This window comes from Caballeronia sp. LZ016, from assembly GCF_031450805.1.
In the GTDB taxonomy this organism is placed as follows: Bacteria; Pseudomonadota; Gammaproteobacteria; order Burkholderiales; family Burkholderiaceae; genus Caballeronia.
The window spans coordinates 798,630-823,348 of sequence record NZ_JARTVY010000001.1 but is presented as its reverse complement, the minus strand read 5'-3'; the positions used below and the strand labels follow the sequence as shown (position 1 = coordinate 823,348).

Below are 24,719 nucleotides of genomic sequence, written 5' to 3'. Positions count from 1 at the left end.
CGCCATGTACACCTTCGACTATCAACGGCCGAACGAAGCGCAAGCCGCCGTCGCCGCGCTTTCCGCCGACGGGGACGCCAAGTTTCTCGCGGGCGGCCAGAGCCTGCTGCCGACCATGCGCCTGCGGCTCGCGCAGCCCTCGGCGCTCGTCGACGTGACACGCATTGCGTCGATGAAAACCGTCACGCTCGATGCGGGCAAGCTGACCATCGGCGGGGCGATGTGCCACGCGCAGGTTGCATCGAACGCGGATGTCCGGCGCGCGCTGCCCGGCCTCGCCGATCTGGCGAGCCGCATCGGCGACAGGCAGGTTCGCGAGCGCGGAACCATCGGCGGATCGCTTGCCAACGACGATCCCGCCGCCTGCTATCCCTCGGCCGTGCTCGCGCTGAACGCCACCATCGTGACGGACCGACGCCGCATCGCCGCCGACGACTTCTTCATCGGCATGTACGAAACCGCCCTTGAACCGGACGAGCTGATTACCGCCGTCGAGTTTCCGCTCGCCGAACGCGCGGGCTACGAGAAGTTCCGCAATCCCGCGTCCCACTTCGCGCTGGTCGGCGTGTTCGTCGCGAAGCTCGCCGACGGCGTGCGCGTCGGCGTGACGGGCGCGGCGCCATCCGCGTTCCGGGCGAAGGAACTGGAGGCGGCGTTGTCGAAGGACTTCTCGGTGGCGTCGGCGCGCGGCGTGACGATTCCCGCCGACGGCCTCAACGACGACATGCACGCGAGCGCGGCGTATCGCGCGCATTTGATCCCGGTGCTGGCGGGCCGCGCGATCGAGCGCGCGATGTCGTTCGGAACGTGATGCCGAGCGAGCCGGATTCGATCGACGATACGCTCGCCCGCCTGCGCGAGCATCAGTACTTCGCGAGCCGCGAGCTTGCGACGGCGCTGTTTCTCGCGCTGAAGATGCAGCGGCCGCTGTTCCTCGAAGGCGAGCCGGGCGTCGGCAAGACCGAGCTCGCGAAGGCGGCGGCGGGCATCTGCGGCACGGCGCTCTTGCGGCTGCAATGCTACGAAGGGCTCGATACGGCGAGCGCGTTATACGAATGGGACTATCCGCGGCAGATCATGGCGCTGCGGCTTGCGGAGGCTTCCGGGGAAACGCCGTCGAACGATTCGCTGTATCGCGGGGAGTTCTTGCTGAAGCGTCCGCTCTTGCAGGCGCTGTTGCCCGATCCGGATAACGCCGCCGCGCGCCGCGTGCTCCTGATCGATGAAATCGACCGCGCCGACGAGCCGTTCGAAGCGTTTCTGCTGGAACTGCTGTCGGACTTTCAGGTGTCGATTCCCGAGTACGGGACCGTGCGCGCGGCACGGCCGCCGCTCGTCGTGATGACGTCCAACCGCACGCGCGAAGTGCATGACGCGCTGAAACGGCGCTGCCTGTATCAGTGGATTGGCTATCCCGAGCGCAATGCCGAACTGGCGATCGTGGCGGCGCGCGCGCCAGAAGCCAGCCGCGCGTTGCAGGCGCGGGCCGTCGCGTTCGTCCACGAATTGCGGACGATGGATCTGTTCAAGGCGCCGGGCGTCGCGGAAACCATCGACTGGTGCCGGGCGCTTGCCGCGCTTTCGGTTTCGGAACTGGACCCGCAATCGGTGCGGGACACGCTCGGCGTGCTGCTCAAGTACCAGGACGATCTTGCGCGCATGGACGCATCGACGATTGCGCAATGTTTGTCGACGGCCGCGAAGGCGTGACGATGGAACCGCTTGCGCGCAACGTCGTTCATTTCGTGCGGCTGCTGCGGGGCGCGGGGCTCGGCATGTCGCCGGCGCACGCGGTCGACGCGATCGAGGCGTTGCGGTTCATCGACTTGCGCCGTCGCGATGACGTGCGCGCCACGCTCGCCTGCCTTCTGGTCCACGCCAACGACGAGCGCGATATCTTCGATGCCGCGTTCGATCTTTTCTGGCGCGATCCGGACTGGGAAGGCAAGCTGCGCGCGCTATTGCTGCCGAAGGTCGAAAGCGGTGCGCCGCCGCCGAAGCGCAACAACCGTCTCGCCGATGCGCTCGCGGCGCGCGCGGAGCCGAAGACTGCGCCCGCGCCGGAATCGAAGCCCGAACAGACGCATGCGCGCATCAGCTTCAGCGCGCAGGAACGCCTGAGCCATCGCGATTTCGACACGCTCACCGCCGACGAGTGGCGCGCGCTGCGGCATCAGATTCGCGCGCATCGCCTGCCGCTCGCAACGGAGCCGACGCGCCGGCTCAAGGCGGCGTCGCGCGGCACGCACGCCGATCTGCGCGCCAGCGCGCGGCAGGCCGTGCGCGCGGGCGGCGACTGGACCGCGTGGAAGTATCGCGCGGTCCTGGAGCGCAGGCCGCCGCTCGTTCTGCTGCTCGACATCTCCGGTTCGATGAGCGCGTATTCCCGCGCCGTGCTGTACTTCTGCCATGCGCTGCTGCAATCGCGCGAGCGTCTGCAAGTGTTCCTGTTCGGCACGCGCCTGACCAACGCGACGCGTGCGCTGCGCGAGCGCGATCCCGATGTCGCGATCACGACGCTCGGCGAGCAGGTCGCGGACTGGTCGGGCGGCACGCGCATCGGCGCGGCGCTGGCGGAGTTCAACCGGCGATGGGCGCGTCGCGTGCTCGCCGGCCGGGCGACGGTCCTGCTCGTCACCGATGGACTGGACCACGAAGCGATCGACGTGCTCGATGCCGAGATGGCGCGGCTCGCGCGCTTTGCGCATCGGCTGGTGTGGCTCAATCCGCTTCTGCGATACGACGGCTTCACGCCCCGCGCGCGAGGCGTGCGCGCAATCCTGCCGCACGTCGATGCGATGCTCGCGGCTCATAACCTCGACAGCCTCGCCGCTGTCGGACGGGAACTCACCGCGCTATCCGCGCGCGGCGCCCGCACGCATGGAGAACACACGCGATGGAACTGACCGAAACTCACACGTTGCCGGTGCCGCAGACGCGCGCGTGGGAAGCGCTCAACGACACGGCGATCCTCAAGGCCTGCATCCCCGGCTGCGACAGTATCGAGGCGGACGGTGAAAATGCCTATGCCGTCGGGATGACTGCCGCCGTCGGTCCGGTCAAGGCACGCTTCAAGGGACGCATGGAACTGACCGAGATCGACGCGCCGCACACGTACACCATCGTTTTCGAGGGGCAGGGCGGTGCAGCCGGTTTCAGCAAGGGCAACGCGAAAGTGAACCTCGAGCCGGGCGACGAAGCCGACACCACGAAGCTTACCTACAGCGCGAACGCGCAAGTTGGCGGCAAGCTCGCGCAGATCGGCTCGCGCCTCGTGGATGGCGCAGCGCGTAAGATTGCAGCTGAATTTTTCAAGCGATTCGGCGCGCAGCTTCAGAACGGGCAAGGGTCGAACGCGCAGCAGGATGCTTCCGCCGAGGAATCAGGCGGTGAAGAGAAGGAAGAGAAAGGAAAGAAATCATGGACAGCGTGGATCTCGAAGTCCTGAAACACAGCGCGCAATGGCTCGAAGAGGGCAAGCGCGTGCTGCTCGTCACGGTGGTCAAGACGTGGGGTTCGTCGCCGCGGCCGGAGGGCGCGATGCTCGCGGTGCGCGGCGACGGACATGTCGTCGGCTCGGTGTCGGGCGGCTGTATCGAGGACGATCTGATCGAACGCGTGCGGCAAGGCGGCATCGAGCAGACGAAGCCGGAAGCGGTGAAGTACGGCATTAGCGCGGAAGAAGCGCATCGCTTCGGGCTGCCGTGCGGCGGCACCATTCAGCTCGTGCTGGAGCCGCTCACGCGCGAAAGCGGCATTGCGGAACTGTGCGCGGCGGTGGAAAGCGGACGGCTCGTCGCGCGCACGCTCGACATGGCGACGGGCGCCGCGCGGCTCGAACCCGCGCAGGCCACGGATGGCGTCGCGTTCGACGGCGCGACCCTGCTGACCATTCACGGCCCGCGCTACCGCATGCTCGTGATCGGGGCGGGGCAGTTGTCGCGGTATCTGTGCAGCATCGCAGTCGGGCTGGACTATCACGTGACCGTATGCGATCCGCGCGTCGAGTACACGGACGAGTGGGACGTACCCGGCACCACCATCGTTCGTACCATGCCCGACGACACCGTGATGGACATGAAGCTCGACGAGCGGTGCGCCGTCATCGCGCTGACTCACGATCCCAAGCTGGACGATCTTGCGCTGATGGAGGCGCTGAAAACGCCCGCGTTCTACGTGGGCGCGCTCGGGTCGCGGCGCAATAACGCGGCGCGGCGGGAGCGGCTGAAGGAATTCGATCTCAACGACGCCGAACTCGCGCGGCTCCACGGACCGGTCGGAATTTACATCGGCAGCAGAACGCCGCCGGAGATCGCCGTCTCGATCCTCGCCGAAGTCACCGCCGCGAAGAACGGCGTTTCGCTGCCCGAGTTGTTGCGCGTCGAAGGTGCGAAGGCGGCACGCGAAATAGCCGGCACCGGCGAGGCTTGCGGCGTTTGATTACAAAAGCCTGACGTCTGCCGCTTATAATAATGGTTCTCATTTGCGCACCCGGCGAATCGTCGTCGGGCAGGCGCAGCCGCTTGTTCTTTCCATCGTTTTCCATGCCCGGCAAATTCCTGACCGGCGACGGTCCACGCGCAGCCGCGTTGCACGCCGACGCCACCCGCGAGCGTCGCGCCATGAGCCAGCGCGCATTGCGCATCTGGTCGATCGTGCATCGCTGGACGAGTCTCGTCTGCACCGCCTTCATGCTCTTGCTGTGTCTGACGGGCCTGCCGCTCGTGTTCGGCCACGAACTCGATCTCCTGACGGGCGACGCGATCGAAGCGCCGGCGCTCCCTGCATCGCAGGCGAATGCGCGCGCGAGCTACGACGCGGTGCTCGGCGCCGCGCTGAAGGAACATCGCGGTCATGTGCCGCAATACATGATCTGGGAGCCGGACGAGCCGCTGCTGCCGATCGTCGTCACGGCGCCGCGCGCCGACACGCCGCCCGACGACACGCTCAGCACAACCGTCGATGCCCGCACCGCGCAGCCGCTCGGCATGCCGCCGGGCAAAGGATCGCTGAAATTCGTGTTGCTGAAGCTGCATGTCGACATGTTCGCCGGACTCTTCGGCAAGCTCTTCCTCGGCGCGATGGGCGTGGTCTTTCTCGCGGCGATCGTATCGGGCGTCGTCGTGTACTTGCCGTTCTGGCGCAAAGTGGGACTGGGGCGCGTGCGACTGAAGAAGAAGCGGCGCATCGTGTGGCTGGACTGGCATAACGCCATCGGCATGCTGACGCTCGCGTGGGCGCTGCTCGTGGGCGCGACGGGTTCCATCAACACGCTCGCCGATCTCATGCTCGAAGCGTGGCGCAACGATCAGCTCGCGCGGATGATCGCCCCGTATCAGGGACAGCCGCCGTCGGTGGCGCGCGCTTCTATCGACGATGCCGTGAAGACCGCGCAACGGCTCGCACCGGACATGATTCCGTCGTTCGTCGCGTTTCCGGGTACGCGCTTCAGCAGTCCGCATCACTATGCAGTGTGGATGCGCGGCGACGGCATTCTGACCACGCGCATTCTCCGGCCCGTGCTCGTCGATGCGTCCACCGGCGCGCTCACCGATTCACGCGAATTGCCGTGGTATCTGAAAGTGCTGCTCGGCTCGCAGCCGCTGCATTTCGGCGATTTCGGCGGCATGCCGCTCAAGATTCTCTGGGCCGCGTTCGACGTGCTGACCGTGGTCGTACTCGGAAGCGGCCTCTATCTCTGGCTGACGCGGCATAACCCGCGAAAGCGCCGGGCGTCGGCGGCGCGCTGACTTACATCAAGCCACAGACGACCATCGCGATCAGCGAGACAGTGACGATCGCCGCGCCGGCCGTCTTGCGCTTGTTCAACTCGGTCCATAGCAGGACGCCGGTCAGCGAAAGCAGAATCAGGCTGCCGGCGAGCGTATCGATGAGGAGCACCCAGCCGACGCTCAGGCCGACGCCCTTGTGCAGGTTCGTCATCATCGCGAGGAAGGTGTTTTCCGTCCGCTTCACCGAGACGAAGTTGTTGCCGACCCAGTATTCCGCCATGACACTGCTGCCCGGCGTCGAGACCATCGCCGACCATTGCTCGGGCTGCATCGTGCTCTTGTCGCCCCAGCCGACAGGATGCGCCGGCTCGCGGCGCGTGCGGCCCAGGTTGCCGTCGAGTTTCAGTTCCTGCTTGAGCCACACGCCCATGTCGCGCGGCGACTTGAACCCGCCTGCCGGCAACGCTAGCTGCATCTGCGATACCTGCGGCTCCCCGGTCGAGATACGCATCGGCGGCGCGCGGTGATTCAGCAGAAAGCCGGTGACGCCGAATAGCAGGCCGAGTATCGCGCCCCACAGACCGACCCAGCCGTGCACCTTGCGCAGCCACTTGAGAAACGTCGAGCGGCGCGAGCGATTCTTGCGCACGAGTTGCTCGGCGTCGTCGATCAGGCGTCCATGCGGGCGATATTGGGCCGAGCCGTTCGTCGGCTGGGGATTGAGTGTGTCAGGCGCGTTCACGCGTCTCTCCGGATCGGGCGGTTCGTAGGCAAAGCCACGCCCTGATCGCGGGTTACACGCTGCGATCGAGCATAGGCGGGCAAATGAGAATTGTTATCATTACACGCATGAATGCGCAGCACAATCTTTTGCGATTGCCTGACGATCGGCGTTATTTACGAAACATTTCAAACGGGCCACAACGGGCCTTCCTGCATCGCGCCGACCTGCTCGCGCAGTTCGAGGATGCGGTCTTCCCAGTAACGCTGCGTGTTGAACCACGGAAACGCGGCGGGAAAAGCCGGATCGTCCCAGCGGCGCGCGAGCCAGGCGGAGTAGTGAATCAGGCGCAGCGTGCGCAGCGCTTCGATCAGATGCAGCTCACGCTGATCGAATTCCCGGAAGTCTTCATAGCCCGCGAGCAGGTCGGCGAGCGCGCGCGACGCTTCCGCGCGTCCGGCGGGCAGCAGCAGCCATAAATCCTGAATCGCGGGGCCCATGCGGCTGTCGTCGAAATCGACGAAGTGGGGACCCGCATCGGTCCACAGCACGTTGCTCGGGTGACAATCGCCGTGCATGCGCAACTGGCCGATATCTCCCGCGCGCTCGAAGCACTGCGCGACGCCTTCCAGCGCCAGCGATACGACGCGCTCGTAAGCCTCGCGAACATCGTCGGGGACGAAGCGATGCGCCAGCAGAAACTCGCGCGGCTCATAGCCGAAGGTCTGGATATCGAGCGTCGGCCGTTCCCGATACGGCGCCATCCCGCCCACCGCATGAATGCGCCCGATGAAGCGCCCGAGCCATTCGAGCGTGTCGCGGCGGTCGAGGTCGGGCGCGCGCCCGCCGCGCCGCTCGAAGACGGAGAAGCGAAAGCCGTCGAACTCGTGCAGCGTCGTGCCTTCGAAGACGCGAGCGGGCACCGCCGGGATCTCATGTGCGACGAGGCTCGCAACGAACGCATGCTCTTCGAGAATCGCTTCGTTGGACCAGCGTTGCGGGCGGTAGAACTTTGCGATCACGGGCGGCCCGTCCTCGACGCCGACCTGATACACGCGGTTCTCGTAGCTGTTGAGGGGCAACAGGCGGCCGTCGGTGCGCGCGCCTGCGGGCATCAGCAGACCATCGACGGCATCGAGCACGCGCTCGGGCGTGAGGCCGGCGAAGGGCGGAGCGTCGGCGGCGGACGCATCGGCAGAATCGGAATGAAATGAGTTCATTCCGACATTGTGCCGTGCCTTCCGGTCACCGGCACGGCGACGCTTTGTCAGCCGCCGCGCAGCGTCTTCAATGGACGACCGTGTTGGACGGGCGCACGACATCGCCCGTATCGATCAGGTCTTCGAGAAAGAAGGGCTCGGTATTGAGCAGCTTGGTGACGCCGGGTTCGCCTGCGTACCAAGCGACCATTGCCATGTCGCCGAGAATGCGCATGACGATGCCGCGCGCGCCCTGAGGCACGGCAATATGCACGGAGCGGACAATCGAACCGATTTGCATGATGAATCCCCGTTTACGTGCCGGCGATCGACAAACGATGCGCCGGCGAAGTGTTGCACCCGCCAGGCTTTCCACGGCTCGTGCACCGACAATCGCCGCGTCTTTGTTGCGTGAAGCGCGACATGCGCGGCTTTCATGAACGATTGTGCGCTTACTTTAGCGCATGGCGGCGCGCGAATGCGATGCTCTTCGCCGTGAATTGTTGCCTCACGCAGGTATCGCAAGCGTCAGTCCCGTACTGCGGCACGTCGAATGCGCCGCTGCATCAGGCAAAACCCTAGGGAACGGCGTATGGTTACGCGTTTGATGTTTTAAGCGGAGACTTACCCGTGAATGCTTCAGCCGACGACGCAACGGCCTATCTCGAACGCGGCTCGCGCGCATACTGGCGCGCGTCGCTCGCGCTGCTTTTCGCCGGCTATGCGACGTTCTCGCTGCTTTATTGCGTGCAGCCGCTGCTGCCCGAATTCACGCGATCGTTTGGCGTGAGTCCGGCCGTGAGCGCACTGGCCGTGTCGGTAAGCACGGCGGCGCTGGCCGTCGCAATCTTCATTGCCGGCTTCGTGTCCGAGAGCTGGAGCCGGCATCGGCTGATGACGCTATCGTTGCTCGCGTCGTCCGTGCTCACGGTGATCGCGGCCTTGCTGCCTGACTGGCACGCGCTGCTGATCGTGCGTGCGCTCGAAGGCTTCGCGCTCGGTGGCGTGCCGGCTGTAGCCATGGCGTATCTCGCGGAGGAAGTGCATCCGGAAGGACTCGGCCTCGCGATGGGCCTCTACGTCGGCGGGACGGCGATAGGCGGCATGGCCGGACGTGTCATCAGCGGCGTGCTCGCGGATTTCTTCGGCTGGCGGGTGGCGATCGGCGGTATCGGCCTGCTGGGGCTGCTCGCAACGTTCGCGTTCCGCTCGCTCCTGCCGCCGTCGCGACGGTTCAAACCGCGGCGCGGCGTCGGGTTTCATCATCATCGGCGCTCGCTTGCGGGGCATCTGCGACATCGCGGGTTGCCGTTTCTGTTCCTCACCGGCTTAGTGCTGATGGGGAGCTTCGTCACCCTGTACAACTACGTCGGATATCGGCTGCTCGGCGCGCCGTTCAGCCTCAGTCAGACCGAGATCGGCGCCATTTTCACCGTTTATCTGACGGGCGTGGTCGCCTCGCCGTGGTCGGGCAAGATGGCGGATGTTTTCGGACGCGGCCGCGTGCTGATGGCGAGTCTCGTGCTGATGATGATCGGCATTGCGCTGACGCTGTCGATGTCTCTGCCGGTGATCATCGGCGGCATTGCGTGTCTGACGTTCGGCTTCTTCGCCGGACACTCGGTGGCGAGCGGCTGGGTCGGACGTCTCGCGGCGCAGGCGAAAGGACAGGCCGCCGCGCTCTATCTCCTCGCGTACTACCTGGGGTCGAGCCTCGTCGGATCGTATGGCGGGCATTTCTGGACCGCGTTCGGATGGCCGGGCGTGGCGGGCCTGATCGGCGGACTGCTGCTTATCGGGCTCGCGGCCGCCGCTTATCTGCATGGCCGCGAGCGCGTCGTGCAAGCCGAATGAAATCTGAGGAAACTAAGGGTTTTACCGCGTCCGCTTAATAGCGCGGCTGCGCGGGCCTTGCGGCGCAAGGCTCCGCACGCTGGGGTCGCCTTCCGGCCAGCTGTCGCCCGTCAACGCCCCGTCTCTTGCGGCCTATACTCGAATCGTCGATGGCGTTCTCGCGAGGAGCGCATCGAGAACGAAAAGCAGGACGATGGGAGACGCACCATGACGTATTTCACGATCGGCGACTTCATTCTGGTCATCCCGATGGCGCTTGCAGGCGCGCTGTTTCTCGGGGCCATTCCATGCGCTTCGCACTTCAAGAACAACGTGCTCAGGGCGTTCGGCGCGCTCGTCGGCGTGCTTGTCGCGTTCCTGCTCGTGGAGGGCTTACCCGCGCTGATATGACGATGACGCCGCAACGGCGACGTCATCGGGCGCGAGGTCCGCGCGTCTTACAGATGTTCGCCGAGGAACGCCAGCGTGCGTCCGTGCGCGAACGCGGACGCCTTCGCGTGATACGACGCGCGCTCGCCGCAATTGAAGCCGTGATCGGCGCCGGGGTACACATGGACTTCGGCATCCGCGCGGCCCGCGAAGCGCTGACGCACGGCGTCGACGGCATCGGCGGGAATGTGGGCGTCGAGTTCGCCGTAGTGGAACTGGATCGGCGCCTTCAGCTGATCGGCCTTGTCGAGCTGGTTCTGGATGCCGCCGCCGTAGTAGGCCACGGCCACATCCACCGAGCCTTCCGCCGCAGCGAGATACGCGAGCCGTCCGCCGAAGCAGTAGCCGATCGCCGCGACCTTGCCGTTGACTTCCGGCAGCGCGCGCAGCGCCTTCGCGGCCGCGCCGACATCGGCGACGGCTGAATCGAGATGGGTCTTCTGCAGCAGTTCCATCGCCTTGTCGCGATCCGCGCCTTCATATCCCAGTTCGACGCGCGGCTGCGTGCGCCAGAAAACATCGGGGGCGAGTGCGATATAGCCATCGGCCGCATATTGATCCGCGACGCTGCGAATGTGCGAATTCACGCCGAAGATTTCCTGCAGGATGATGACCGCGGGCCCGGTCCCGGTCTTCGGCAACGCAAGATAGCCCTGGAAGCTGCCGCCGTCGGCGGGAATGTCGATCCATCGGGAAGTCACGGAAACGGTCACGTCTAAGCTCCTTGTTTGTTCGGTGAGAAACGCAGGCGAGTGAGTGTGCCAGCTTTCCCTTTCAGTCGCCTGAGCGCGCGCTGGCACGCGCTTTGACGCGCCGGCGCATTTTTAGAGGCGCGTGCCTGAACGGATCGTGAAAACGGCCTTTTAAAACTGGCTAATGAAGATGAGCGGCGGATTATCGGCGCGCGCGCGGCGAACTTGAAGCGCGCAACAAGCCCGCCTCGCGCGATGCCCCGGAAACCCCCATGAACATTGCTTGCCAGCGGAATTGCCAGCACAAGTTCGCAGGCTTCTCAACCGGGCGTTAATCGGTAGTCACACCACTATCTTAAAAAACTTCCCTAAATTAATTTGACAACCCTACACTTGCGCGCAGTGCGGATGGCGGCCGCCACGAACGGCCGGCCGGAAGGACTTGCCAAGTGCATGACGATGCATCCGGCGTGGTCGTCCACGGGACTGAGCGATCGTGATGAAAGACGGGGCACAGGGCGATTACGTTGTCGTTGTTTTGGACCGAAACTGGAGACTTACATGAACACCAAGCTTCACAAAGTGTTGCCGATCAGCGCCGCAGCCGTGCTGTTCGCTACGTTGGCAACGTCCGCAGCAGCCGACCAGGTCGTCAAGATCGGTCACGTCGCACCGCTGACCGGCGGTATCGCTCACCTGGGCAAAGACAACGAAAACGGCGCGCGGCTGGCAGTCGAAGAGATCAACGCAAAGGGTCTCACCATCGGCGGTCAAAAGATCACGCTGCAACTGGACCCGCAAGACGATGCAGCCGACCCGCGTACCGCTACGCAAGTCGCGCAGAAGCTCGTCGATGACAAGGTCGTCGCAGTCGTCGGCCACCTGAACTCCGGTACGTCCATCCCGGCATCGAAGATTTACAGCGACGCGGGCATCGTTCAGATTTCCCCGTCGGCAACGAACCCGGCCTACACGCAGCAAGGCTTCAAGACGACGTATCGCGTCGTCGCGACCGATGCGCAGCAAGGCCCGGCGCTCGCCAACTACGCGGCTAAGAGCCTGAAGGTGAAGACGGTCGCCGTGGTCGACGATTCGACCGCATACGGCCAGGGTCTCGCGAACGAATTCGAGAAGACCGCCAAGTCGCTGGGCCTGAAGGTCGTGTCGCACGACGCGACGAACGACAAGGCCGTCGACTTCCGCGCAATTCTCACGAAGATCAAGGGCGAAAACCCCGACGCCGTGATGTACGGCGGCATGGACGCGACCGGCGGCCCGTTCGCCAAGCAGGCGAAGCAGCTCGGCCTGCGCGCGAAGGTGCTGGCGGGTGACGGCGTCTGCACGGAAAAGCTGGCTGACCTGGCCGGCGACGCAACCGACAACGTCGTGTGCTCGGAAGCAGGCATGGCGCTCGAGAAGATGGAAGGCGGTCAGGCTTTCGCGGCCAAGTTCCAGAAGCGTTACGGCCAGCCGATCCAGATTTACGCGCCGTTCACGTATGACGCCGTGTACATCATCGTCGATGCGATGAAGCGCGCGAACTCGGCCGATCCGGCGAAGATTCTCGCCGCGATGCCGAATACGGACTACAAGGGCGTGATCGGCCAGACCACCTTCGACTCGAAGGGCGACCTGAAGCACGGCGTGATCTCGCTGTACGACTACAAGAAGGGCAAGAAGACGCTGCTCGACGTGGTCAAGATGTAATCGCTGCGGGACATTCGTCCTGAAGAACGCGCGGACTTCGAAGGTCCGCGCGTTTTTTTATATCTTCAGCCGCCTGAGGATACGCGGACCGATGAGCGCAACGCCCGCGCAACACGCGGCGACGATGCACAAGCCGACCGGCAGCGAACTGACCTGCGCGACGCCGCCGATCAGCACCGGTCCCAGCAGCAAGCCGAAATACGCGAGGCCCGCAACCTGCGCGAGCCCTTCGGCCGCCGTCACGCCCTTGACGCGCGCAGCCGCTGCGAACAGCACGGGCATCATGTTCGCGAGACCGAGGCCCATCAACGTGAAGCCGGTCATCGTGACGATGGCGTTCGGAAAGACGAGCGCCATCACCATGCCGACGAACGCCAGCCCCGCGCTGCTGAACACGAGCTGCGGCGCGCCGAAACGCGCGCGCACCGCATCGCCGCCGAAGCGCCCGGCCGCCATGCCGCCGGAGAACGCGGCGTAAGCGGCGCTGGACAATGAATGCGTGGCGAGCACGACATCGCGCATATAGACGGTGGCCCAGTCGTACATCGCGCCTTCCGCGATCAACGCGACGAGCGCCAGGCCGCCGAGCGCCCACAGCGCGCCCGAACGCCAGCGGTTCGACGACGACGCCTTCGCGTGCGCTTCGTGATGCGGCACGTGCGGCAGCACCGACGGCACCGACGCGAGCAATACGATGACGCTGGCCCCCGACGCGAGCGCGAGATGCGCCGCGGGCGCGAGGCCGTGCGCGATCAGCGCCCCGCCGATTGCCGCGCCCGCCATCCCGCCGATGCTGAACATGCCGTGCAGCGACGACATGATCGGCCGCGCAAGCGCTTCTTCGACCGCGCTTGCTTCGGCGTTCATCGCGACGTCGAGCGTCGCCATGCCGCAGCCGAATATCGCGAGCACGAGCAGCAGCAGCCAGAAGCTCGGCACGACGAGGATCAGCGCGCCGCATACGCTCATCGTGATGCCGCCCGCCATGCAGGCCGTGCGCGATCCCGCGCGGGCGATCCACGACGCGGTGGTGAGCATCGCGAAGATCGACCCCCCCGCGACGGCGAAGAGCGCGAGCGACAGCATGCCGGGGCTGAGCGCGAATTTGTCCCGCACGGTCGGGACATGCACGCCCCACGAGGCGTACATCATGCCGGCGATGAAGAAGACGGCCATGGTCGCGTAACGGGCGCGCTGGCGCGTCGCGTGAGGCAGGCTGCGATGCAGTGCGAGCGACGGATTGGACTCGCGGGCAGAGGAGGCGGTAGTCGAGTCGGACACGAAAAGGCCGTTGGAGAAAGTGGGCGAATGCCGCGGTTGCGAGGGGCGCCTGTGAACCGGAGATGATGCCGTCCGGCGCGCAAGCTTACGATTCTATCGAACGGCCAGGAGACACGCTCGCTGACGGTGCATTACCATTTTCCGATGCTCATTCCGGAAGAACCCGCATGCATATTCCGCCACAAGCGCCGCTGCATCTGATCCATCGCGTATCGGAAGGCACGCTCGCCACGCATTCGCGCGATCCTCACGGGTTTCCATATCCGACCGCGTTGCCGTTCGCGCCGACCGCGCGTCATGCGCCGATGCTGCTCATCAGCCGTCTCGCCGAACACACCCGCAATCTCCAGGCCGATGCGCGCGCCGGTTTTCTGGTCGCTCACGCAACGGACGGCCAGGTGCTCGAGGGACAGCGGCTGACCTTGCTCGGCACGTTCGCGCCGGCGGACGAACACGAACGCGACGAACTGGCGCAGCGTTATTTGCGTTATCACCCGGACGCCGAGCGCTATCTCCAGCTAGGCGATTTTGCGTTCTGGGTAATGAAGCCCGAACGAATGCGCTTTATCGGCGGTTTCGGCGCGATGGGCTGGCTCGGAGGCGACGAAATCGATCCGCTGGAACCCATCTGCGCCGCCGATGAGTCGTCGCTATGCGCCTTTTTCGATACTTATGCGCGCCGGCCCACTAATGTCGATTTATTAGGGATTGATCGTTACGGTTGCGATTTCCTCGGTGACGGAACTCGCAATCGTTTTACATTCGATAAACCCAAGCTCACGATGGACGATTTGAAAGCCGCAGTTATCGATTGCTTCGAGCGTCAGACGTGAACACCGGCTCAGAATATGCGACCGGAGCGATATCCGGTCCGCAGGAATGAAGCTGGCTTGGAAAGTTGCCATGTGATGGGAATTTCCTGACTGGCGACTATGGGTGCTTTCATTCCATGACAGCGGAAGAGTTCGCGGAAGTCGTCAGATTCCAACAAACAGCGACAGCGTGAATGCCCCGCAATGCCGGCAAATGTTACGAGGCAATACATCTAAACCCGTTAATGTCAATGCGACCCGCCGCGATAATCGGTTTTGTGTTAATCTCCGGACCAGTCCGAGGCTATACTGATAACTGATTGAGCGGGCGCCTGACTCGCAATACAGCACACCACTTAAGGAATTGCCATGCCTTCATACAAGGAACTCCTCGCACAACGCGAGTCTCTCGAGCGTCAGATCGAAGAAGCGAAGTCGCGCGAATACGCCGAAGTACTTAATGAGATCAAACAGAAGATGGCGGATTATGGCATCACGCTTCAGGAATTGGCGGGCGGGCGAGGCGGCAAATCCGCCAAGGCATCGTCGCGTGGCCGTTCGGGCGTCGCGCCTAAATATCGCGACCCGGAAAGCGGCAGCACCTGGTCGGGCCGTGGCAAGCCGCCGAAGTGGATCGCAGGCCAGGATCGTGACAGTTTCCTGATCGGCAAATAAGCCGGCCCGGATATGAAGATGCAGAAAAGCCGCGCCTTTGTGCGCGGCTTTTCTTTTGGCGACCGCTGAAGCCGCAGGTCCCCAGGCTGGCCGGTACCGTCGACCGCCTCGCGATATAACCTGCTGATTCTCAACGAGGTTGGCATCGGACGGGGCGCGATCGCATCGCGCCGCGCTGATAAAATCATACCTCGACGACACGAGGCGAATTACATGTCACTTTCAGTGGCGGATGCGGCGGAAAAGCAGGCGGTGGCTGTCCGGACGACGTGGACGAGTATCGTGCTTAATAGCGGCCTGACTGCAGGCCAGCTAGTCGTGGGTGTAATTGCGCACTCGCAGGCGTTGATAGCGGACGGCGTGCACTCTCTGGCCGATATCGTGTCGGATTTTGTCGTACTGATCGCTAACCGAAAGGCCGCTGCGGTTCCGGATATCGATCACAACTACGGTCACAGCCGGTATGAAACCGTCGCTTCGCTTTTCCTCGGCGGATTGCTGATCGTTGTCGGCGCGGGAATGTTGTGGCGCGCCGGGACGCGCATCATGCATCCTCACGATATTCCGCCAGTACATGCCAGCGCACTGGCCGTCGCCATTATCGTGCTGCTTTCGAAGGAAGCGCTGTTTCGATATATGTTGCGGGCTGCGGAACGCGTGCGTTCTGCAATGCTGGTCGCGAATGCATGGCACGCGCGTTCGGATGCGGCCTCTTCGCTGGTGGTTGCGCTGGGGATCATCGGCAGTCTCGCCGGTTTTCGTATTCTCGATCCAATTGCGGCGGCGCTCGTCGGTTTCATGATCGGCAAAATGGGCTGGAGCTTTGCCTGGGATGCGTTGCAGGACCTGTCGGACCGCGCGCTCGATGAAGCGACAACCGCCGATTTACGCGGCATTTTGCTCGACACGCCCGGCGTGCGCGATGTGCATGATTTGCGCACGCGCAAAATGGGCGACCTGGCGATCGTCGATGCGCATATCCTCGTCGATCCGCTCATTACGGTTTCCGAAGGGCATTTCATCGCGGAATCGGCGCGGGCGCATATTCTCACCGACGCGCGCGTGATCGACGCGCTCATTCACGTCGATCCGGAAAGCGATGCCGCGAATCCGCTGCCCGGCAATTACCCGCTGCGCTCGACCGTCGCGGAGGCCGTGCGCGCGGCTTTGGCCGAAGAGGGTTTATCCGTCGATGCGCTCAATCTTCATTATCTGAAGCGCGGCTTCGACGTGGAGATTCTGCTGCTGCAGGCGAAATCGGGCGATACGGAATTCCGCCTCGCCAGAGTCGATCTTGAAGCGCTCAGGCAGACGCTCGGCGCGCGGGAGATTCGCGTAGCTCAGTCAATCAGGCGCGCCGCGCATCAACCACCGCAACACGCCGCCGATTGACACGCGCTGCGTCGATTCACAACGGCAGTTGCGTATCGAACTTGATCTCGCGAAGCACGACGCTCGTGCGAACCTGCGCGACCGCCGGAATCTTGAAGATCCGGTCGTGCAGGAAAGCGTCGTACGCCTTGATATCGGGCGCGACGATCTTCAGGATGTAATCGGATTCGCCCGTCGTGCTGTAGCACTCGGTCACTTCCGGGCACGTAGCGATTTCGCGTTCGAACTGCTCGACGCCGCCTTCCGTATGCCGCGTGAGATGGATATGCGCGAGTGCGCAGACATGCAGGCCGAGCTTTTCTCGATCAAGCAGCGCGGTATAACGCTGAATGACGCCGGACTGTTCCATGTCCTTGATCCGCCGCCAGCACGGCGTGCTGGAGAGGCCGACCTGATCGGAGATTTCCTGAACGGAGCGCCGGGCGTCCAGTTGCAGAAGACGCAGGATTTTTTGTGAGAACGTGTCGAGAGTCAACTGCGCCTCCGTTCGGTCGCGATTTAACTCTCATAGTAGTGGTGTCAGAAAAGAAAGGCAATGCAACGCCGGTGCAATGAGGTAGTTTCCCTTACTCACCGGCTAGACGGCGCGTTTTTACCTTTCAGATGATCCTCGGCCGATGACCCGGCATTTTCAGCCGCGCTTTCAGCCGCTTTTGCCGCCGCCGCATGCGATGCCTGCAGTTCCGCCAGCATATTGCAGAACAGCGCGCCCTGCTCGATGGCGTCGTCGAGTGCGACGTGCGTGTGCGGCAGTTCATCGAACCAGTGCTTCGGCAGACGCGGTTTGATTGCCTTGCGATAGGGCAGGCCGGTCATCGCGAAGGCAAGCGTCTTGATGTCCAGGGCGGACCATGAAAACGGGCATCGCTCGGCGAAGCGCATCATGTACCAGAACATATAGGTGAAGTCGAAGCCCGCCGGGTACGCGACGAACACCGGCTTGCCCGGCAGCGCCTCGACCCATTCGACGTATTTCACCAGCGCGACTTCTGGCTTCTGCAAGTCGATGCGGCACGCGGCCCACGCTTCCGGCTGCGTTTTCCACCACGCTGCCTGCACAGGATGCGGCGCAGCCCCTTCGAGCGTTTCCAGATTCGCCGAGAACGTGCCGATGAGCTGCTTGTCCGCCGTGTAGGCCGCCGATGCGAAGCTCAGCATCGAGTGCGGGCCGGGGATCGGGCCGTCGGCTTCGACATCGGTGCTGACGTAGATTTCGGGGATCGCGTTCATGCTGCGACTCCATCGCGGACAAACGGATTGCTGCGACGCTCCTCACCGAATGTCGATGCCGGGCCGTGACCCGGAACGAAGGTGACATCGTCGCCGAGCGGCCAGAGCTTGTCGCGAATCGAGCGGATCAGTTCCGCATGATTGCCGCGTGGGAAGTCCGTGCGGCCGATGGAGCCCGAGAACAGCACATCGCCGACAAACGCGAGTCGATGCGTCCGGCTGAAGAACACCACGTGACCCGGCGTGTGGCCGGGACAGAAGTAGACCTCCATTTCTTCCTCGCCGAAACGAACAGTGTCTCCGTCTTCCAGCCAGCGGTCGGGCGTGAACGCTTCCGCATTCGAAAAGCCGAAGCGCTGCCTTTGCGCGGGCAGTTGATCGATCCAGAACGCGTCTTCCTTGTGCGGACCTTCTATCTGTATTCCGAAGTGATTCGCCAGCGCCTTCGCGCCCCCGCAATGGTCGAGATGGCCGTGCGTCAGCAGGATCTTCTCGACGGTCAAGCCTTGCTTCTGCACCTCCGCGATGATCCGCTCGATATCGCCGCCCGGGTCGACGACGGCCGCGCGCTGCGTCGCTTCGCAAATGACGATGGAGCAGTTCTGCTGGAATGGCGTCACGGGAACAAGAATGACTTTCATGGGTCTGTCGATGATGCTGACGCGCGTGTAAAAACGCTCATTGTACCGGGGGCGGGTCTGCATCGACGAAGGCGCGTGTAGACCCGCGAATGGCTCAAAAATACGGAAATTCTTACGCTCATAGTCAGAATCAATGGCGATTTCCGCAGTCCCGCCAGCCGAACCCCGATTTTTTTGTATAATGGGCTCACTTGTGCATCGGTTTCACCATGCCGTCAATGGGTGATTCGTTGGAACGCCAGTGCGTTTTTACAATCGCCATCAGTACGCTGTTAGGGGCCAAAAGCCTCGCAACTGCAACTCAACGCACCTTCTCGTAGGTGCACACGTCTTGTCCAGCCGGGCGCCGCGCGTCCGTCCGATGGTCTTCGCGCCGTCACGCTGGATGGGGCCTACGCCGCCGTTCCTGCGCCGTCTCCTGCCGAGACGCGCACGAGCGTGATGCCAACGTTCGATGGCGGCTTGTGGGGTCTGGTCAGGCTGCCGGGGACAGGTTGCGCCAGACGTGAACGATAACCGGGCGTTTGCGGCACACGTACGCCGCATCCGGGCATCAGTCCGCCGTTCGCTCGTTGGAACGGCGCGCTGTCTTGCACGGCAAAGCCTTTGGCTGCCTTGCGCGCGCTCATCAGCGCGACGCGGTGGCCTCTTTACCGTTGGTACACGTCTATGGATGTTCGATACATTCGACATATCGCGAGCCTGCTAGCCGTTGGGGTGCTGGCCGGCTGCGCCGCACCGGGATCGGGCGATGTTGCTTCCACGATGCCGCCATCGTCGTATCATCAGACGGCAGGCTCTACCAGCACGAGCAATGCCCGCTCCGCCGATACGCCGCTCGCATTCGATACCAAGCTCAATGCGGTTCCGTCGCAGGATGCCGGGAAAGGGCAGTCGCTCGCGGACGCCGAGCCGATAACGGCCGGGCCGGACGTTGGCAATTTCGAGCAGAAGGGCAAGGCCTCGTGGTATGGCCGCCTCTTTCACGGCCGCAAGACGGCGAGCGGCGAGAAGTTCAACATGAACGCAATGACCGCCGCGCATCGCACGCTGCCGCTGGCGTCGTGGGTGCGGGTGACGAACGAGTCGAATCACAAGACCGTCGTCGTGAAAATCAACGATCGCGGTCCTTACGTGGGTAATCGCGTGATCGATCTTTCTTATGCGGCCGCTTCGGCGCTCGGCATGCGCAGCGTCGGCACGCAGAAGGTGAAGATCGAAGGACTCACGCAGCAAGAAGCGCGTGCCGCGCGCGAACAGTCGCAATCGCTCGCCGACGACAACGTGAACTGAGCGTTCAGCGCGTGTTCGACATACGAAGGGCCGTCATCGACGGCCCTTTGCTTTTCTACTCTTCTTCTTTCTGCTTGCTGAGCCGAAGCGCTCGATCGTAAAGCGCGTTGCGCGACGCACCCGTCAACGTCGCTGCGATGCGCGCCGCGCTCTTCACCGATAGTTCGTCCAGCAACGTGGCAAGCAGGGCATCGTGCGCGTCTTCCGCGTCTTCCGCTTCCGGCGCGCCTTCGACGACGAGCACGAACTCGCCGCGCTGACGGTTCGCATCGCCTTCGAGCCACATTGGCCCTTCGGCCAGGGTGCAGCGATGCAGGCTCTCATGTAACTTCGTCAGTTCTCGCGCGATCAGCAGTTGCCGGTCGCCGCCGAACGCTTCGCCGAGTGCGCGCGTCGTCTCGACGATGCGATGCGGCGCTTCATAGAACACCAGCGCCATTCGATTATTCGCGAGCGTTCGAAGCTGCGCCGCGCGTTGCTTCGGCTTGGCCGGCAGAAAGCCGACGAACGTGAAGCCCTCGACCCACGCGCCGGCTGCGCTCAATGCAGTGACGACCGCGCTCGGGCCCGGCAGCGGAATCACGGGCAGGCCGGCTTCGCGGACGGCATCGACGAGACGCGCGCCGGGATCGGAGATGCCGGGCGTGCCTGCGTCCGATACGCACGCGACGCGCTGGCCGCTCTGCAGATGCTCGATCACGCGTTGGGCCGCGCTGCGCTCGTTGTGTTCGTGCACGGCGATCGACGGCTTCGAGATGCCGTAGCGCGCGAGCAGTTGTGCGGTGTTGCGCGTGTCTTCGGCGGCGATGCGATCGACGAGACCGAGCACGTGCAGCGCGCGCACGGTGATGTCGGCGGCATTGCCGATGGGGGTCGCGACGACATAGAGCGCGCCCGTCGGATACTGCTGCCCGTCGGCTAATTCGGAGATCTGAAGCATGTGCGCGGACGTGCAGGGTAAAGGACGACATTCTGCCACGCGCGTGGCCGACAACTTTAGCGGGAAGCCCATGTCCAAAACGCTCGGCGATGCTTTCGAGGCACGCGCGCTCGAATTTCTGCAGCGGCGACGCATGCGGCTCGTTGCGCGCAACGTGCGATGCCGCGGCGGCGAGATCGATCTCGTGATGCTCGATGAACGCGGCGCGCTGATCTTCGTCGAAGTGCGTGCGCGCAGCAGCCGGCGCTTCGCGGATGCGGCGGCGAGCGTCGGCGTGACGAAGCGCATGCGGCTCGTGCGCGCCGCGCAGCACTACCTGACGACATGGCGCGGTGCGTTGCCCGCGTGCCGGTTCGACGTCGTCGCGTTCGATGCGGGCCGTATCCGCTGGCTTCGCGACGCCTTTCGCGCCGACGAGTCCTGAGCCACGGTCGGCCGCATGATGCATGCGGTAAACTGCGCACACTCGACGCGCGCACGCGCGCCTTGCGTCCAACGTCCTATGCAACGAACGCCGCATCGCGGCCGATGAACCGAGAGTCGATGTCAGTCGAACGAATCCAACAGCAATTCCGCGACAGCGCCGCGCTCAAGCTCGAAGCACTCGATTCGCTCGCGGTCCCGATCGCGGCCGCCGTCGACACGCTCTTCAGCGCGCTCGCGAACGGTTCGAAGATTCTCGTATGCGGCAACGGCGGTTCGGCTGCCGATGCACAACGCTTCGCGGCGTCGCTGATCGGCCGCTTCGAGCGCGAGCGTCCGGGCTTGCCGGCCATTGCGCTGACGACGGACTCGTCGATACTGACGGCCATCGGCAACGACTATGCGTTCGAGCAGATCTTCTCGAACCAGGTGCGCGCGCTGGGTCAGGCAGGCGACGTGTTGCTCGCGATCAGCACATCGGGCAATTCGGTGAACGTGCTTGCCGCGGTTCAGGAGGCGCATGAGCGCGAGATGATCGTGATCGCGCTGACTGGCAACGGCGGCGGCGCGATGTCCGAGGTGCTCGTCGATACCGACATCCACATCTGCGTGCCGTCCGAGCGGACCGCGCGCATCCACGAAATCCATCTGCTGACCATCCATTGCCTGTGCGACGGCATCGACGCGATGCTGCTGGGCGAAGACTGAACTTCAAAAGGGGAACGGATTTGATGAAGAAGACACGCGTCAAGGCGGCGCTGGCGAATGCCACGCTGATGGTGAGCCTGTTGTCGGGCGTCGCGCTGACGCTGCAGGGCTGTGCGCTCGCTGTTGTCGGCGCGGCGGCGGGCGGCACGCTGATCGCCACGGATCGCCGTACGCTCGGCGCGCAGACCGAGGATCGCGAGATTCAGGTCAAGGCGCTTTCGCGCATCAAGGACAACGTGTCGGATCAGGCGCATGTCAACGTGACCGTGTTCAACCGGCGCGTGTTGCTGACGGGCGAGGTGCCCGACGACGCGTCGAAGCAGCGCGCCGAAGCGGTGGTGCGCGATATCAACAACGTGGGCGGTATCGTCAATGAACTGGCGGTGCAGCCCGCGAGCACGTATTCGTCGCGGGCCAACGATTCGTATCTCGAAGGTCGCGTGAAGACTGCGATGGTTGGCGAGAAGGATCTGTCGGCGAACTATTACAAGGTCGTGTGCGAGCGAAGCATTGTTTATCTGATGGGACTCGTGACGCAGGACGAAGGCGCGCATGGCGCGGATGTCGCGGCGCGGGTGCCGGGCGTTGAGCAGGTCGTGAAGGTGTTCCAGTACATCAAGCCGGACGAGGCGAAGGCGCTGGAAGCGGCGGCTGCGTCGGGCGCGAGTGCGCCGGCTGCGGCGTCGTCGTCGACGGATGCGACGGTGGGCGCGGTGCCGGATTCATCGGTGACGGCGCGGCCGCTGGATCAGCAGTCGCCTGCGCCGGTCAAGAACTCGGACGTGCATCCGGGTGGTTCTACTACGGGCAAGTGATAGGTGTCGACGATGTTTGAAGCAAGGAGTGTGAGCGGCGCGCTCGTGATGGCGTTGTCGTCTATGGTGGTGTCGATGCCGGCGTTCGCGGCGGAGCAGCCGGTGTCGGTGGAGAATGCGATCGCGATCGCGCGCAGCAACGCGTGCATGGGCTGTCATGCGGTGGATCGCAAGCTGGTGGGGCCGTCGTTTCAGCAGGTCGCGCAGAAGTACAAGGGCGATGCGCAGGCGAATGCGAAGCTGGCCAAGAAGGTGAAGGACGGCGGCGCGGGCGTCTGGGGTTCGATTCCGATGCCTTCGCATCCAGCGATGAAAGACGGCGATATCAAGACGGTCGTCGCGTGGGTGCTGGCCGGGGCGCCGCAGAAGTAGCGTGGTCTACGGCTCGGGGCGCGCTTGCTTGGTGCTGAGAGGGCTGTGGTACAATTTTGTTTCGTTGGGGGGGTAGCTCAGCTGGGAGAGCGTCGCGTTCGCAATGCGAAGGTCGGGAGTTCGATCCTCCTCCTCTCCACCACGACCCAAAAGGGCTTGGCTTCGCGCCAAGCCCTTTCCATTTGCGGCCTCCATCCTCATGCGAGGGCAACATGCACTTCAGCATCCGCGAAATCGATCACGTCGTGATTCGCTGCATCGATCTCGACAACATGATCCACTTCTACCAATCGGCGCTTCACTGCCCCATCGAGAAAGAGCAGCGCGAGATCGGCCTCGTGCAGATGCGCGCCGGCCGGTCGCTCATCGACCTGCTGGCCGAGGGCGCATCAATCGATCGTCCGGAAAACGGCGCACCGGGCGTCGGCCGCAACGTGGATCACCTGTGCCTGCGCGTCGAGCCATTCGATGCCGACGCCCTGCGCGCTCACTTCGAACAGCACGGCGCACGCATCGGCGAAGAGGCGCGGCGCTATGGCGCCGAAGGCTTCGGCACGTCGCTTTACATATTCGATCCGGAGAACAACATGATCGAACTGAAAGGACCGCCCGAAGCCTAAGCTCGCTCACGCTCCCGACGCTTTAAGCACGTTCCAGCGGATCGCGACCGGATCGACCGTCGCGTTTCCCAGCGATGCCTCGCCGTCCTGCACCATGAGTTGAAGCCGCATCGTCCGTTCGGCCAGCTTGCCGAGCGCGTCCGCGACGCCATCCTCGAGCGACCACACCGTCACATTGCGGAGGCGATCGACCTTGCCCTTCACGCCCTGCCACCAGATATCCGCCGTCCTGCCCGCATACGCGATGATCACCACGCGCTCCGAGCGCCCGCTCGCCTTCGCGATGCGCCTTTCGTCCGGTTGGCCGGCTTCGATCCACAACTGGATCTGCCCGGTCAGATCCTTTTGCCAGAGATCGGGCTCGTCGGTATCCGAGAGGCCTTTGCAAAATTCGAGTCGCTCGCCGGCGAACAGGCCGAACGCCGCGACACGCACCATCATGCGTTCGTCGGTCTCGGACGGATGCCGCGCGATGGTCAGAGAATGATCGCCGTAGTAGTGGCGATCCATGTCGGCAATCTGGAGGTCGGCCTTATAAATCGTGGATTTGAGAGCCATGCAGCAATGGCGCCGATGCTTTCGCCCGGCGAATGAGTTGGAGGGGAGCGGCACGGCGGAGCGGAGCACCGCACGGCGGACGCAAGCAAGTCCGATATTGTGCGGCGAATCGATGCGGAAATGGAAGCCCGAAGGCGAAACATCGGGCGTGACGCGAAGCGGCGCGATCGGGAATCGCGCCGCTTATCGACGACTAGAACTCATTCGTTTATTGATCGATGAACCGATCCGTGGTCCACATGCCCTGCGTATCGTTATTGGCGGCATTCACGAATTCGACGTCATGCCCGACAACTCGCAATACCCTGAAATGCGAATCGACCGGCGTCGATATGCATTCATAGCCTTCGAAAAACTGCTGCATTTGCTGATGCTCGCCGGCTCTCGCGTGTTTATCGGCTGAATCGAATTTATCTTTGGACAAGCAGCCGTATGAATCCGGCCTGAACTTGAATGTCTGCTGAGGCTGAATCACACTATCCTGAGCTTGCGCGGAGGAGACGACGGCAAAAAAGCCCATCGCGACGAAGAGAGCAGTGGCGCATTTCTTCATATACTCGGCCTCCAAACAAAACGATTCGACATTAGCTATGTATTTAAAAGCGGTGCGACCGCAAGACTGATG

At 63.7% G+C, this 24,719-nt stretch carries 28 protein-coding genes, 1 tRNA gene and 1 pseudogene; 19 read left to right on the top strand and 11 right to left on the bottom strand.

Going from position 1 to position 24,719, the window contains the following annotated elements:
• Nucleotides 1–4 precede the first annotated feature (4 nt).
• The 6 genes from P9220_RS03915 to P9220_RS03890 all read left to right on the top strand — a co-directional run bounded on the left by P9220_RS03915 (nucleotide 5) and on the right by P9220_RS03890 (nucleotide 5,750).
• The gene (locus tag P9220_RS03915; protein ID WP_309763673.1) at nucleotides 5–811 is read left to right on the top strand and encodes a xanthine dehydrogenase family protein subunit M; all 807 of its coding nucleotides are present in this window, start codon (nucleotides 5–7) and stop codon (nucleotides 809–811) included.
• Complete coding sequence (locus tag P9220_RS03910; protein ID WP_309763672.1) at nucleotides 811–1,710, top strand: MoxR family ATPase; 900 nt, start codon at nucleotides 811–813, stop codon at nucleotides 1,708–1,710. Before P9220_RS03915 ends, P9220_RS03910 begins: the two co-directional genes overlap by 1 nt.
• A complete protein-coding gene (locus P9220_RS03905) occupies nucleotides 1,683–2,906 on the top strand; it encodes a VWA domain-containing protein (protein WP_309763671.1) in 1,224 nt (407 codons plus the stop codon). The genes P9220_RS03910 and P9220_RS03905 overlap by 28 nt, the downstream gene beginning before the upstream one ends.
• The gene (locus tag P9220_RS03900; RefSeq protein ID WP_309763670.1) at nucleotides 2,897–3,448 is read left to right on the top strand and encodes a carbon monoxide dehydrogenase subunit G; all 552 of its coding nucleotides are present in this window, start codon (nucleotides 2,897–2,899) and stop codon (nucleotides 3,446–3,448) included. Before P9220_RS03905 ends, P9220_RS03900 begins: the two co-directional genes overlap by 10 nt.
• Nucleotides 3,421–4,440 carry an XdhC family protein gene (locus tag P9220_RS03895; protein WP_309763669.1) on the top strand — a complete coding sequence of 340 codons (1,020 nt, stop codon included), beginning with the start codon at nucleotides 3,421–3,423 and terminating at the stop codon, nucleotides 4,438–4,440. Before P9220_RS03900 ends, P9220_RS03895 begins: the two co-directional genes overlap by 28 nt.
• A gap of 104 nt (nucleotides 4,441–4,544) precedes the next feature.
• On the top strand, nucleotides 4,545–5,750 hold the full coding sequence (locus tag P9220_RS03890; protein WP_309763668.1) for a PepSY-associated TM helix domain-containing protein: 1,206 nt from the start codon (nucleotides 4,545–4,547) through the stop codon (nucleotides 5,748–5,750).
• Between the two features lies 1 nt (nucleotide 5,751).
• Here the strand turns inward: P9220_RS03890 and P9220_RS03885 are convergent, their stop codons facing one another.
• The 3 genes from P9220_RS03885 to P9220_RS03875 all read right to left on the bottom strand — a co-directional run bounded on the left by P9220_RS03885 (nucleotide 5,752) and on the right by P9220_RS03875 (nucleotide 7,953).
• Nucleotides 5,752–6,474, bottom strand: a complete 723-nt coding sequence (locus P9220_RS03885; protein ID WP_309763667.1) for a PepSY-associated TM helix domain-containing protein — start codon at nucleotides 6,472–6,474, stop codon at nucleotides 5,752–5,754.
• 167 nt (nucleotides 6,475–6,641) lie between these two features.
• Nucleotides 6,642–7,673: a serine/threonine protein kinase gene (locus P9220_RS03880; protein ID WP_309763666.1), complete on the bottom strand. Its 1,032-nt coding sequence runs from the start codon at nucleotides 7,671–7,673 to the stop codon at nucleotides 6,642–6,644.
• 67 nt (nucleotides 7,674–7,740) lie between these two features.
• Complete coding sequence (locus tag P9220_RS03875) at nucleotides 7,741–7,953, bottom strand: hypothetical protein (RefSeq protein ID WP_008352308.1); 213 nt, start codon at nucleotides 7,951–7,953, stop codon at nucleotides 7,741–7,743.
• Nucleotides 7,954–8,249: 296 nt separating this feature from the next.
• On the opposite strand from P9220_RS03875, the pseudogene P9220_RS03870 reads away from it, so the two are divergent.
• Nucleotides 8,250–9,506, top strand: a pseudogene (locus P9220_RS03870) (MFS transporter); the annotation flags it as partial.
• Between the two features lie 207 nt (nucleotides 9,507–9,713).
• The gene (locus P9220_RS03865) at nucleotides 9,714–9,896 is read left to right on the top strand and encodes a hypothetical protein (protein WP_035968518.1); all 183 of its coding nucleotides are present in this window, start codon (nucleotides 9,714–9,716) and stop codon (nucleotides 9,894–9,896) included.
• Nucleotides 9,897–9,943: 47 nt separating this feature from the next.
• Here the strand turns inward: P9220_RS03865 and P9220_RS03860 are convergent, their stop codons facing one another.
• Nucleotides 9,944–10,648, bottom strand: a complete 705-nt coding sequence (locus tag P9220_RS03860) for a dienelactone hydrolase family protein (protein WP_309763665.1) — start codon at nucleotides 10,646–10,648, stop codon at nucleotides 9,944–9,946.
• A 540-nt stretch (nucleotides 10,649–11,188) separates the two neighbouring features.
• Between P9220_RS03860 and P9220_RS03855 the strand changes: the two genes are divergently transcribed.
• Nucleotides 11,189–12,334 carry a branched-chain amino acid ABC transporter substrate-binding protein gene (locus P9220_RS03855; protein ID WP_309763664.1) on the top strand — a complete coding sequence of 382 codons (1,146 nt, stop codon included), beginning with the start codon at nucleotides 11,189–11,191 and terminating at the stop codon, nucleotides 12,332–12,334.
• 57 nt (nucleotides 12,335–12,391) lie between these two features.
• Here the strand turns inward: P9220_RS03855 and P9220_RS03850 are convergent, their stop codons facing one another.
• Nucleotides 12,392–13,615, bottom strand: a complete 1,224-nt coding sequence (locus P9220_RS03850) for an MFS transporter (RefSeq protein WP_309763663.1) — start codon at nucleotides 13,613–13,615, stop codon at nucleotides 12,392–12,394.
• Nucleotides 13,616–13,782: 167 nt separating this feature from the next.
• Here P9220_RS03850 and P9220_RS03845 point away from each other — a divergent pair, with 167 nt between their 5' ends.
• From P9220_RS03845 to P9220_RS03835, 3 genes are all read left to right on the top strand, one after another.
• Nucleotides 13,783–14,448 carry a pyridoxamine 5'-phosphate oxidase family protein gene (locus tag P9220_RS03845; RefSeq protein ID WP_309765373.1) on the top strand — a complete coding sequence of 222 codons (666 nt, stop codon included), beginning with the start codon at nucleotides 13,783–13,785 and terminating at the stop codon, nucleotides 14,446–14,448.
• A 348-nt stretch (nucleotides 14,449–14,796) separates the two neighbouring features.
• On the top strand, nucleotides 14,797–15,102 hold the full coding sequence (locus tag P9220_RS03840; protein ID WP_040052759.1) for an H-NS family nucleoid-associated regulatory protein: 306 nt from the start codon (nucleotides 14,797–14,799) through the stop codon (nucleotides 15,100–15,102).
• Between the two features lie 213 nt (nucleotides 15,103–15,315).
• Nucleotides 15,316–16,494, top strand: a complete 1,179-nt coding sequence (locus tag P9220_RS03835; protein ID WP_309763661.1) for a cation diffusion facilitator family transporter — start codon at nucleotides 15,316–15,318, stop codon at nucleotides 16,492–16,494.
• A 16-nt stretch (nucleotides 16,495–16,510) separates the two neighbouring features.
• Here the strand turns inward: P9220_RS03835 and P9220_RS03830 are convergent, their stop codons facing one another.
• From P9220_RS03830 to P9220_RS03820, 3 genes are all read right to left on the bottom strand, one after another.
• Entirely contained in the window at nucleotides 16,511–16,969 is a 459-nt protein-coding gene (locus P9220_RS03830) for an Lrp/AsnC family transcriptional regulator (protein WP_008352298.1), read from the bottom strand.
• 95 nt (nucleotides 16,970–17,064) lie between these two features.
• Nucleotides 17,065–17,724 (bottom strand): exonuclease, encoded by a 660-nt coding sequence (locus tag P9220_RS03825; RefSeq protein WP_309763660.1) that lies wholly within the window; start codon nucleotides 17,722–17,724, stop codon nucleotides 17,065–17,067.
• Complete coding sequence (locus tag P9220_RS03820) at nucleotides 17,721–18,365, bottom strand: MBL fold metallo-hydrolase (protein ID WP_309763659.1); 645 nt, start codon at nucleotides 18,363–18,365, stop codon at nucleotides 17,721–17,723. The genes P9220_RS03825 and P9220_RS03820 overlap by 4 nt, the downstream gene beginning before the upstream one ends.
• 669 nt (nucleotides 18,366–19,034) lie before the next feature.
• Here P9220_RS03820 and P9220_RS03815 point away from each other — a divergent pair.
• Entirely contained in the window at nucleotides 19,035–19,658 is a 624-nt protein-coding gene (locus P9220_RS03815) for a septal ring lytic transglycosylase RlpA family protein (protein ID WP_309763658.1), read from the top strand.
• 55 nt (nucleotides 19,659–19,713) lie between these two features.
• On the opposite strand, the gene rsmI is transcribed toward P9220_RS03815, so the two are convergent.
• Nucleotides 19,714–20,598, bottom strand: coding sequence for a 16S rRNA (cytidine(1402)-2'-O)-methyltransferase (rsmI, locus tag P9220_RS03810; RefSeq protein WP_309763657.1), 885 nt, complete (start codon nucleotides 20,596–20,598; stop codon nucleotides 19,714–19,716).
• Here rsmI and P9220_RS03805 point away from each other — a divergent pair.
• The 6 genes from P9220_RS03805 (at nucleotide 20,597) to P9220_RS03780 (ending at nucleotide 23,536) form a co-directional block, all read left to right on the top strand.
• Nucleotides 20,597–21,022, top strand: a complete 426-nt coding sequence (locus P9220_RS03805; RefSeq protein WP_309763656.1) for a YraN family protein — start codon at nucleotides 20,597–20,599, stop codon at nucleotides 21,020–21,022. The two genes, rsmI and P9220_RS03805, sit on opposite strands and share 2 nt — an antisense overlap.
• A gap of 119 nt (nucleotides 21,023–21,141) precedes the next feature.
• On the top strand, nucleotides 21,142–21,729 hold the full coding sequence (locus tag P9220_RS03800; RefSeq protein ID WP_309763655.1) for a phosphoheptose isomerase: 588 nt from the start codon (nucleotides 21,142–21,144) through the stop codon (nucleotides 21,727–21,729).
• A 23-nt stretch (nucleotides 21,730–21,752) separates the two neighbouring features.
• Nucleotides 21,753–22,544: a BON domain-containing protein gene (locus tag P9220_RS03795; protein WP_309763654.1), complete on the top strand. Its 792-nt coding sequence runs from the start codon at nucleotides 21,753–21,755 to the stop codon at nucleotides 22,542–22,544.
• 12 nt (nucleotides 22,545–22,556) lie between these two features.
• On the top strand, nucleotides 22,557–22,916 hold the full coding sequence (locus P9220_RS03790; RefSeq protein ID WP_404980373.1) for a c-type cytochrome: 360 nt from the start codon (nucleotides 22,557–22,559) through the stop codon (nucleotides 22,914–22,916).
• 66 nt (nucleotides 22,917–22,982) lie between these two features.
• Nucleotides 22,983–23,058: transfer RNA gene (locus tag P9220_RS03785), tRNA-Ala, on the top strand.
• 70 nt (nucleotides 23,059–23,128) lie between these two features.
• Nucleotides 23,129–23,536: a VOC family protein gene (locus P9220_RS03780; RefSeq protein ID WP_309763653.1), complete on the top strand. Its 408-nt coding sequence runs from the start codon at nucleotides 23,129–23,131 to the stop codon at nucleotides 23,534–23,536.
• Between the two features lie 6 nt (nucleotides 23,537–23,542).
• On the opposite strand, the gene P9220_RS03775 is transcribed toward P9220_RS03780, so the two are convergent.
• Entirely contained in the window at nucleotides 23,543–24,094 is a 552-nt protein-coding gene (locus P9220_RS03775; RefSeq protein ID WP_309763652.1) for a YaeQ family protein, read from the bottom strand.
• Nucleotides 24,095–24,302: 208 nt separating this feature from the next.
• A complete protein-coding gene (gene sap1, locus P9220_RS03770) occupies nucleotides 24,303–24,647 on the bottom strand; it encodes a surface attachment protein Sap1 (protein WP_309763651.1) in 345 nt (114 codons plus the stop codon).
• Nucleotides 24,648–24,719 lie beyond the last annotated feature (72 nt).